Origin of the sequence: Oerskovia rustica (genome assembly GCF_014836555.1) — a bacterium.
Classification (GTDB): Bacteria; Actinomycetota; Actinomycetes; order Actinomycetales; family Cellulomonadaceae; genus Oerskovia; species Oerskovia rustica.
Window position 1 is genome coordinate 125,860 of record NZ_JACSQQ010000009.1, and the last position, 10,162, is coordinate 136,021.

The following is a 10,162-nucleotide window of genomic DNA, read 5'->3' on the forward strand; positions in this document are numbered from 1 at the left end:
GGCCGGTGGCCCCTCAAGGGTCCCCGGTCGGAGGCCGCCTCCGCTGACAATCTCCGCTACTTTGGACTGTGGCGATCTCGAGATCGCCCGGACTGACGGCGCAAACGCATTGAGGTGAGACGATGGCACTGCTGACAGCAGAGGACATCCTGAACAAGAAGTTCTCCGCGACGAAGTTCCGCGAGGGATACGACGTCGAAGAGGTCGATGACTTCCTGGACGAGGTGGTGAGGACGCTCAACTCCGTGCAGGAGGAGAACGACGACCTCAAGACCAAGCTGGCCGCAGCGGAGCGACGCGTCGCCGAGCTCAGCCGGGCCGACGCCTCGGCGCCGTCCAAGCCGGCCGTGGTCGAGACCCCGTCCGCGCCGGAGCCCGCACCCGTCGTGGCGAGCGTCGCGCCCGCCCTGGGCAAGCCGACGGCCGAGCCGGAGTCCGCCACCGGCATGCTCCAGCTCGCCCAGAAGCTGCACGACGACTACGTGCGCTCGGGCCAGCAGGAGGGCGACCGCCTCATCGCGGAAGCGAAGGAGGAGGGGACCCGGATCGTGCAGGAGGCCGAGGAGACCTCGCACCGCACGCTCTCCCAGCTCGAGCAGGAGCGTTCGCTCCTCGAGCGCAAGATCGACGAGCTCCGTCTCTTCGAGCGGGACTACCGCACGCGCCTCAAGAGCTACCTGCAGAACCTCATGGGGGACCTCGACAACCGCGGCAGCGCTCTCCCGCCCCGCAGCGGTTCCGGCGCGGGTCGCTCGAGCGACCTCAGCGCGGGCATCTAGTCCACCTGCCACCTGGCAGACGATCACACCAGGCGTGCGGACCACAGGGTTCGCCGCCGGTCGGTCCGTGACGACGCACCACACCGGTCCATCCGGCGTGGTGCGTTGTGCGTACCGGCAGGCGGCGTCTACTCTCACCGCAACTCGAACCGGAGGGGCGACATGACCAAGCTCAGCACCGCGACGCGCGCGGTCGTACGACAGCAGTTCCCGAACCTAGCTCGCGACGTCAAGTCCTTCCCCGTGCGTGACGGCGAGGAGCCGTGGACGCTCAAGGAGGCGGAGGAGCAGGCAGCGACCCTGCTGGAGGAGCGCGAGCGCCTCGAGCGAGAGCTGACCGAGGCCGACCAGGAGCTCTCGGAGCTCCTGCGCAACTCGGGGGACGGTGCGGGCGACGACCAGGCGGACTCCGGGTCCAGCGCGCTCGAACGTGAGCAGGAGCTCACCCTCGTCAACAACATGAGGGACCTGCTCGAGCAGACCAAGCACGCGCTCGACCGCATCGCGGCCGGGACCTACGCGACGTGCGAGGCGACCGGGCTCCCGATCGGCAAGGCGCGCCTGCAGGCCTACCCGCGGGCGAACCTGTCCGTCGAGGCGAAGCAGCGCGAGGAACGTCGCTGACGCGACCGCCCGGCGCACGCGAGGAGGCCGCCGTCCCCACCGGGGACGGTGGCCTTCGCCGTCCCGGATCGTTGACCAGCGGCTGGACATGGCAGACTTGCCGCCGATGCCATCGACTCCCTCTCCCCAGCAGCCCGTGCCCGCCGACCCGTCCGCGGGTGGCACCGAGGCCGTGTCCGCGGCCCCCACCACGGACGTCCGGCCGCGCACGACCGTCGCCCCGCGGCGCCTCGTCCTGTGGGTCGTGGTGCTCGCGGCCCTCGTGATCCTGGTCGACCAGGTCACCAAGATCTGGGCCGTCGCAGAGCTCGAGGGTCGCGAGACCATCGAGCTCCTCGGCGAGTGGCTCCACCTGACGTTCATCCGCAACGAAGGGGCGGCGCTCGGGATCGGCTCGGGCTACACCTGGATCCTGACGATCGTCGTCACGGTCGTGATCGTGTTCATCGTGCGCAGCATGCGCAAGATCGGGTCACGCGGCTGGGCCGTCGCCCTCGGGCTGCTGCTCGGTGGGGCGCTGGGCAACCTCATCGACCGGATCTTCCGCGAGCCGGGCTTCGCGCAGGGCCACGTGGTCGACTTCATCGGGTACGGGGACCTGTTCATCGGGAACGTCGCGGACATCGCGGTCGTGGCGGCCGCGGTGATGATCGCGATCCTGTCGGTCCAGGGGATCGGCATCGACGGGCAGCGCCACGTCGACCAGGAGCAGGACCAGGAGCAGGCGAAGGACGACGCCGACGAGGAGGGGGGCGCCGCCGAGCGGACCACCGACGCTCCCGAGCCGGGCGCTCCCACGAAGACCTCCCCGAGCGCCGGACCCCAGGGTTCCGGCGCGCCGGGCACGGCGGCCACGTCCGGCCCGACGGCCGGGACGGAGTCCTGATGGGACAGGTGCGCTCGCTCCCGGTCCCGGACGGGCTGGCCGGCGAACGGGTCGACGCGGCCCTCGCACGCCTGCTGGGCCTGTCCCGCACGCGTGCGGCCGAGGTCGCCGCCGCGGGTGGGGTGCGCGTCGACGGTCGGGAGCTCGGCAAGTCCGACCGCCTGGTTGCCGGGGCCTGGCTCGAGGTCGAGATCCCCGACGAGCCCGAGGCGTCCACGCCGCAGATCGTCGCCGAGCCCGTCCCGGGCATGAAGATCGTGTACGACGACGACGACGTGGTGGTCATCGACAAGCCCGTCGGCGTCGCGGCGCACCCCTCGCCCGGCTGGACGGGGCCGACGGTCGTCGGCGCCCTGATCGCCGCGGGGTACCGCATCTCGACGTCGGGGGCCGCGGAGCGCCAGGGCATCGTTCACCGGCTCGACGTCGGCACGTCCGGGCTCATGGTCGTGGCCAAGAGCGAGCTCGCGTACTCGGTGCTCAAGCGCGCCTTCAAGGAGCGCACGGTCGAGAAGGTCTACCACGCGCTCGTCCAGGGGCACCCCGAGCCGACGACCGGCACGATCGACGCGCCCATCGGGCGCCACCCGTCGGCCGACTACAAGTTCGCGGTCACGGCCGAGGGCAAGCCCTCGGTGACGCACTACGAGGTCCTCGAGATGCTGCCGGCGGCCTCGCTCGTCGAGGTGCACCTCGAGACCGGCCGCACGCACCAGATCCGCGTGCACTTCTCGGCGCTTCGCCACCCCTGCGTGGGGGACCTGACGTACGGTGCGGACCCGGTGCTGGCCAAGAAGGTCGGGCTCACGCGGCAGTGGCTGCACGCGGTGCAGCTCGGTTTCGAGCACCCGGCGACGGGGCAGTGGACGCAGGTCACGAGCGAGTACCCCGACGACCTGGCGCGAGCGCTCGAGGTCGTGCGCGGGGCGTACTCCTGACCGGGCCGGCGGGGATCGCCGGTCCACCGACGGAAGGACGACGATGCTGACGACAGAACGGGTCCGTACGCCCGAGCAGCTCACCGAGGCGCACGCGCTGCGCCTGGCGGTCTTCGTGGACGAGCAGCACGTCCCGCTCGCCGAGGAGATCGACGACGCCGACTTCGCGCCGACCACGACGCACGTCGTGGTCCGGGACCCTGCGGGGGACGTGGTGGGTACCGGGCGACTGCTGACCGATCCCGCCCACCCGGGCGAGGTGCACGTCGGGCGCGTCGCGGTGGCGCGCGCTGCGCGAGGCACCGGCGCGGGTGCAGCGGTCATGCGGGCGCTCGAGGAGATCGCGCTCGCCGAGCACGCGCCGGACGGCAGCGTCCGGATCGAGCTCAGCGCGCAGACGCAGGCCACGGGCTTCTACGAACGCCTCGGCTACCAGGTGTACGGGCCCGTCTACCTCGACGCGGGGATCGACCACCGCGACGCCGCGAGGATCCTGCGCTCGCACGACTGAGGGGCGTTCCCCGACGCGTGCCGCGCCGATCGCCACGGGCCCGCCGAGGCGCTCCGCAGAGGCACGCGGCGCCGTCGGGCAGGGGACGAGCGTCGACCTAGGGCATGAGACGAGGCACACGCCGGTGTCGGCAGGCGACACGCCGAGAGGCGTCGGTGGCTCGATCTAGACTCGTCGCATGCCGTCTGCCGTCGCCCCCGGAAGCACCCAGAAGTCCGACGACTTCGTCCACCTCCACGTCCACACCGAGTACTCGATGCTGGACGGCGCCGCGCGGCTCGGAGACCTCTTCGAGGAGACCGCGCGACTGGGGCAGAAGGCCATCGCGACGACGGACCACGGCTACATCTTCGGGGCTTTCGACTTCTGGTCCAAGGCGACCCAGGCGGGCATCAAGCCCATCATCGGCGTCGAGGCGTACGTCACGCCGGGAACGAGCCGCTTCGACCAGACGCGCGTGCGCTTCGGCGAGAAGGGCCAGGAGTCCGACGACGTGTCGGCCCGCGGCGCGTACACGCACCTGACGATGTGGGCCCGCAACAACGAGGGCCTCCACAACCTCTTCCGGGCGAGCTCGCTCGCCTCGCTCGACGGCCAGATGGGCAAGTGGCCCCGTATGGACCGGGACCTGCTCGAGCGCTACGGCAAGGGCATGATCGCGTCCTCGGGCTGCCCGTCGGGCGAGATCCAGACCAAGCTGCGCCTCGGCCAGTGGGACGCGGCCGTGCAGGCCGCCGGCGAGCTCCAGGACGTGTTCGGCAAGGAGAACTTCTACGTCGAGCTCATGGACCACGGGCTCGACATCGAACGCCGCGTCATCAAGGACCTGCTGCGCCTCTCGGAGACCATCGGCGCCCCGCTCGTCGCGACGAACGACCTGCACTACGTGAAGAAGGAGGACAGCCACTCCCAGGAGGCGCTGCTGTGCATCAACTCCGGCTCCACGCTCGCGGACCCGGACCGCTTCAAGTTCGACGGCGACGGCTACTACGTGAAGTCCGCCGCCGAGATGCGCCACATCTGGAAAGAGCTGCCCGAGGCCTGTGACAACACGCTGCTCATCGCCGAGCAGTGCGAGGTCAGCTTCGACACGTCCGCGAACTACATGCCCAACTATCCCTGCCCTCCGGGCGAGGACGAGACCTCCTGGTTCATCAAGGAGGTCGAGAAGGGGCTGCACTACCGCTACCCGGACGGCATCTCGGACGCCGTGCGCAAGCAGGCCGAGTACGAGACCCAGGTCATCGTGCAGATGGGCTTCCCGGGCTACTTCCTCGTCGTCGCCGACTTCATCAACTGGGCCAAGGACAACGGCATCCGCGTGGGGCCGGGACGTGGCTCGGGTGCGGGCTCCATGGCCGCGTACGCGATGCGCATCACGGACCTCGACCCGCTGCAGCACGGCCTGATCTTCGAGCGCTTCCTCAACCCGGACCGTGTGTCCATGCCCGACTTCGACGTCGACTTCGACGAGCGTCGTCGCGGTGAGGTCATCCGCTACGTCACGGAGAAGTACGGCGAGGACCGCGTCGCCCAGATCGTCACCTACGGCACCATCAAGGCCAAGCAGGCCCTCAAGGACTCCTCGCGCCTCCTCGGCTTCCCCTTCGCGATGGGGGAGAAGCTCACCAAGGCCATGCCGCCCGCGATCATGGGCAAGGACATCTCGCTCACGGGAATCTTCAACCCCGACGACAAGCGGTACAACGAGGCCGACGAGTTCCGCCAGATCCACTCGGCGGACCCCGACGCCCAGCGCGTCGTCGAGCTCGCCAAGGGCATCGAGGGCCTGAAGCGCCAGTGGGGCGTGCACGCGGCCGGCGTCATCATGTCGAGCGAGCCGCTCATCGACATCATCCCGATCATGCGGCGCCTGCAGGACGGCGCGGTCATCACGCAGTTCGACTACCCCACGTGCGAGGGCCTCGGCCTGATCAAGATGGACTTCCTGGGTCTGCGCAACCTCACGATCCTCGACGACGCGCTCGAGAACATCGTGATGAACGGCAAGGACCCGGTCGAGCTCGAGGCGCTCACGCTCGACGACCCCAAGACGTACGACCTCCTGGGCCGCGGCGACACCCTGGGCGTGTTCCAGCTCGACGGCGGCGGCATGCGGACCCTGCTCAAGCTCATGCGCCCCGACAACTTCGAGGACATCTCGGCCGTGGGCGCGCTGTACCGCCCCGGCCCCATGGGTGCCAACTCGCACACCAACTACGCGCTGCGCAAGAACGGGATGCAGGAGGTCACTCCCATCCACCCCGAGCTCGAGGAAGCCCTCGAGGACATCCTGGGGACCACGTACGGCCTGATCGTGTACCAGGAGCAGGTCATGGCCATCGCGCAGAAGGTCGCCGGGTACTCGCTCGGCCAGGCCGACATCCTGCGCCGCGCGATGGGCAAGAAGAAGAAGTCCGAGCTGGACAAGCAGTTCGAGGGCTTCTCCAACGGCATGAAGGAGCGCGGCTTCTCCATGGCCGCGGTCAAGACGCTGTGGGACATCCTGCTGCCGTTCTCGGACTACGCGTTCAACAAGGCGCACTCCGCGGCCTACGGCGTGGTGTCCTACTGGACCGCGTACCTCAAGGCCAACTACCCGACCGAGTACATGGCCGCGCTGCTCACGAGCGTGCGCGACGACAAGGACAAGTCGGCCCTCTACCTCAACGAGTGCCGCCGCATGGGGATCACGGTCCTGCCGCCGGACGTGAACTCGTCGTCGGCCAACTTCACCGCCGTCGGCAAGGACATCCGCTTCGGCCTGACGGCGGTCCGCAACGTGGGCGCGAACGTCGTGGACGCGATCGTCGCGACGCGCGAGGACAAGGGGACGTTCGCGTCCTTCACCGACTTCCTCGACAAGGTCCCCGCCGTGGTCTGCAACAAGCGGACCATCGAGTCGCTCATCAAGGCGGGGGCGTTCGACTCGCTCGACCACGCGCGGCGCGCCCTGCTCGTGGTCCACGAGCAGGCCGTGGACTCGGTCATCAGCGTCAAGCGCGAGGAGGCCAAGGGGCAGTTCGACCTCTTCGCGGACCTCGGCGGCGAGGACCCCGCCATGTCCTTCAGCGTCGACGTGCCCGACATCCCGGACTGGGACAAGAAGCAGCGGCTCGCCTTCGAGCGCGAGATGCTCGGCCTGTACGTGTCCGACCACCCGTTGTCGGGGCTCGAGCACGTGCTGACCCGCGCGGCCGACACGTCGATCGCGGCCCTCATGGCCGACGAGGCCAGGCCCGACGGCTCGACGGTCGTCATCGCCGGGCTCATCACCTCGCTCCAGCGCAAGATGAGCAAGAACGGCAACCCGTGGGCCGCGGTGACGATCGAGGACCTCGAGGGAGGCGTCGAGGTCATGTTCTTCGGCGAGACCTACCTCGCGTACTCGACGATCCTCGCCGAGGACCAGGTCGTGGTGCTGCGCGGGCGGGTGCGACGCCGCGACGAGACCATGCAGCTCCAGGCCATGGAGGTCTCGCTCCCGGACATCTCGACGGTCGCCGAGACGCCGGTGCTCGTGAGCCTGCCCGAGTCTCGCTGCACCCAGCCCGTGGTCGAGAAGCTGCGCGAGATCCTCTCGACGCACCCGGGGGTGACCGAGGTCCACCTCAAGCTCACGAGCCCCGGGCGGACCAAGGTCATGCGGCTCGAGGACACCCTGCGGGTCGCGAAGAGCCCGGCGCTGTACGGCGACCTCAAGGCGCTGCTCGGCCCGACGTGCCTCACCGTGTGAGCCCGGACGTGGGCCGGGAGGACGCGGGCGGGTACGTCCCGGCGGCGGACGGTTCGCCGGGGCGGTTCCAGGTGGTCCCTGCGGCCTACGTGCTCCTGCGCCGCGGCGACGAGGTCCTGCTCCAGCGCCGGCAGAACACCGGGTACATGGACGGTCACTGGGCCGCGGCAGCGGCCGGGCACGTCGAGCAGGGGGAGAGCGTGCTGGCGGCTGCCCGGCGTGAGGCGCGCGAGGAGCTGGGCATCGAGGTCGCGACGACGGACCTCGAGCCGCTCACGGTCATGCACCGTACGCGCCCGGACGGGGGACCGGTCGAGCAGCGGGTCGACTTCTTCTTCAGGTGCCGCACGTGGTCCGGCGAGCCCGTGATCGAGGAGCGGGAGAAGGCCGCCGACCTGCGCTGGTTCGCGCTGTCGGACCTGCCCGGGCCCCTCGTGCCGCACGAGGCCGTGGTGCTCGACGCTCTCGCGCGAGGCGTCGTGCCACCCGTCACGACCTACGGTTTCGAGGCCCCGGAGGACACGTAGACTCGCGGTCGTGATCCACCTGACCCCCGAGCAGCGCGTCTTCGTGACCGAGCGCCACCTGGCGACCCTGACCACCCTGCGGGAGGACGGCAGCCCGCACGTCGTCCCCGTGGGCTTCACGTGGGACCCCGAGACCGGGGTCGTGCGCATCACGACCAACGACACGTCGGTCAAGGCCCTCAACGCAGAGCGCCTCACCTCCGACGGCGCCCACCCCCGGGCCGCGGTGTGCCAGGTCGAGGGCGGGCGCTGGATCACGCTCGAGGGCACCGTCTCGGTCTCGCGCGACCCCGACGAGGTCGCCGAGGCCGTGCGGCGGTACACGCGGCGCTACAAGGAGCCGCGCGTCAACCCGCGCCGCGTCGTCCTGCGGATCGTCGCGGACAAGGTCATGAGCTCGAGCTACATGGCCTTCTGACCGGGCCGCGGACGGTCGGGGCCCCGTGCACCGTGGTCAGCCGACGATCGCGCCGATCTGACCGGTCGGGACGTCGACCGTCACGACGTCGCCCTTGTGCAGCTGGCGCCCACGACGCGTGTCGACCTCGCCGTTGACCTGGACCTCTCCCTCGGAGATGAGGTCGCGCGCGTGGGCGCCGGACTCGACGAGGCTCGCGAGCTTGAGGAACTGGCCGAGGCGGATGACGTCGTCGGTGATCTCCACCGTGGGTGTCGTGGTCATGAGAGCCATTCTCTCGCGTCCGGGGCGTGCCGGAGAACTGCCCACCTGCTGAATGGCCTGGAGGTCGGTTCGCGGCCCGGCCTACGATGGGTCGGTGATCAATCGCATCGACCTGCGTGGTCGTTCCCTGTCTCCCCGTGAGCTCACGGAGATCCTGCCTCGTCCGGAGATCGGCGTCGAGGACGCCGCGGAGAAGGTCGCCCCGATCCTGCATGACGTCCGCCTGCACGGCGCCTCCGCGCTGCGGGACCTCTCGGAGCGGTTCGACGGCGTGCGACCGGTCCACCTGCGGGTCCCGACCGAGCGCCTGTCGGCCGCGCTCGAGACGCTCGACCCGCTCGTGCGCGACGGCCTCGAGGAGGCGATCCGCCGTGTCCGCACGGTGCACGCCGCGCAGCGCCCCCAGCCGTTCTCGGTCGACCTGGCCCCAGGGGCGCAGGTCCGCCAGCGCTGGATCCCCGTGCGTCGCGTCGGGCTCTACGTGCCCGGGGGGATCGCGGTCTACCCGTCGTCGGTCATCATGAGCGTCGTCGCGGCCCAGGAGGCCGGTGTGCGCGAGCTCGCGGTGGCCTCGCCTCCGCAGCGCGAGAACGACGGCCTGCCGCACCCCACGATCCTCGCGGCGTGCGCGCTGCTGGGTGTCGAGGAGGTCTATGCGGTCGGTGGTGCGCAGGCGATCGGCATGTTCGCGTACGGCGCCACAGGCAGTGAGCCGCAGGACGGCGACTTCCTGTGCGAGCCCGTCGACGTCATCACGGGTCCGGGGAACATCTACGTCGCGGCTGCCAAGCGCCTCGTGCGCGGTGTCGTTGGGATCGACTCCGAGGCCGGTCCCACAGAGATCGCGATCCTCGCGGACGGCGGCGCGGACCCGACGCACGTCGCGCTCGACCTCATCAGCCAGGGCGAGCACACACCCGACGCCGCAGCTGTCCTCGTGACGCCGTCGGTCGAGCTGGCCGCGGCCGTCGACGCCCGCCTCGTGGACCTCGTCCCCGAGACCAAGCACGCGGCACGCGTGGCGCAGGCGCTGTCCGGGCCGCAGTCCGCGATCATCGTGGTCGACGACCTCGAGCAGGGCCTCGACGTCGTCGACTCGTACGGTGCCGAGCACCTCGAGATCCAGACGGCCGACGCCGCCGCCGTCGCCGAGCGGGTGCAGAGCGCGGGCGCGATCTTCGTCGGCCCGTACTCGCCCGTCCCGCTGGGCGACTACATGGCGGGGTCCAACCACGTCCTGCCGACCGGCGGGTGCGCGCACTACTCGAGCGGGCTCGGGGTGCACAGCTTCCTGCGCGCGGTGCAGGTCGTCGAGTACTCGGCCGACGCGCTCCAGGAGCTGGCCGACCGCATCGTGGCCGTCGCGAACGACGAGGACCTGCCCGCGCACGGCGAGGCGATCAAGGCGCGCTTCCAGTAGTCGCGGCACCACCCGAGGCGATGAGAGCGGGGGGGGGGGGGGGGGGGGGGGGGGGGGGG

10 protein-coding genes are annotated in these 10,162 nt (G+C 70.5%); 9 read left to right on the forward strand and 1 reads right to left on the reverse strand.

Annotated features, from left to right (window positions below; translation table 11 throughout):
• Positions 1 to 122: 122 nt before the first annotated feature.
• The 8 genes from H9652_RS07405 (at position 123) to H9652_RS07440 (ending at position 8,419) form a co-directional block, all read left to right on the forward strand.
• Entirely contained in the window at positions 123 to 779 is a 657-nt protein-coding gene (locus tag H9652_RS07405; protein ID WP_138824719.1) for a DivIVA domain-containing protein, read from the forward strand.
• A gap of 162 nt (positions 780 to 941) precedes the next feature.
• On the forward strand, positions 942 to 1,403 hold the full coding sequence (locus H9652_RS07410) for a TraR/DksA family transcriptional regulator (protein WP_138824718.1): 462 nt from the start codon (positions 942 to 944) through the stop codon (positions 1,401 to 1,403).
• 106 nt (positions 1,404 to 1,509) lie between these two features.
• A complete protein-coding gene (locus tag H9652_RS07415; protein ID WP_225227872.1) occupies positions 1,510 to 2,289 on the forward strand; it encodes a signal peptidase II in 780 nt (259 codons plus the stop codon).
• Entirely contained in the window at positions 2,289 to 3,227 is a 939-nt protein-coding gene (locus H9652_RS07420; protein WP_191795671.1) for an RluA family pseudouridine synthase, read from the forward strand. Before H9652_RS07415 ends, H9652_RS07420 begins: the two co-directional genes overlap by 1 nt.
• Positions 3,228 to 3,270: 43 nt before the next feature.
• Complete coding sequence (locus tag H9652_RS07425; RefSeq protein WP_191795672.1) at positions 3,271 to 3,738, forward strand: GNAT family N-acetyltransferase; 468 nt, start codon at positions 3,271 to 3,273, stop codon at positions 3,736 to 3,738.
• Positions 3,739 to 3,916: 178 nt separating this feature from the next.
• Entirely contained in the window at positions 3,917 to 7,474 is a 3,558-nt protein-coding gene (gene dnaE, locus H9652_RS07430; protein WP_191795673.1) for a DNA polymerase III subunit alpha, read from the forward strand.
• Positions 7,471 to 8,001, forward strand: coding sequence for an NUDIX domain-containing protein (locus H9652_RS07435; RefSeq protein WP_318244029.1), 531 nt, complete (start codon positions 7,471 to 7,473; stop codon positions 7,999 to 8,001). Before dnaE ends, H9652_RS07435 begins: the two co-directional genes overlap by 4 nt.
• Positions 8,002 to 8,011: 10 nt before the next feature.
• Positions 8,012 to 8,419, forward strand: coding sequence for a pyridoxamine 5'-phosphate oxidase family protein (locus tag H9652_RS07440; RefSeq protein WP_191795674.1), 408 nt, complete (start codon positions 8,012 to 8,014; stop codon positions 8,417 to 8,419).
• A 36-nt stretch (positions 8,420 to 8,455) separates the two neighbouring features.
• Here H9652_RS07440 and H9652_RS07445 read toward each other — a convergent pair whose 3' ends face one another.
• Positions 8,456 to 8,683 carry an RNA-binding S4 domain-containing protein gene (locus tag H9652_RS07445; protein ID WP_138824712.1) on the reverse strand — a complete coding sequence of 76 codons (228 nt, stop codon included), beginning with the start codon at positions 8,681 to 8,683 and terminating at the stop codon, positions 8,456 to 8,458.
• A 94-nt stretch (positions 8,684 to 8,777) separates the two neighbouring features.
• Here H9652_RS07445 and hisD point away from each other — a divergent pair, with 94 nt between their 5' ends.
• Positions 8,778 to 10,103 (forward strand): histidinol dehydrogenase, encoded by a 1,326-nt coding sequence (hisD, locus tag H9652_RS07450; RefSeq protein ID WP_191795675.1) that lies wholly within the window; start codon positions 8,778 to 8,780, stop codon positions 10,101 to 10,103.
• Positions 10,104 to 10,162: the final 59 nt, after the last annotated feature.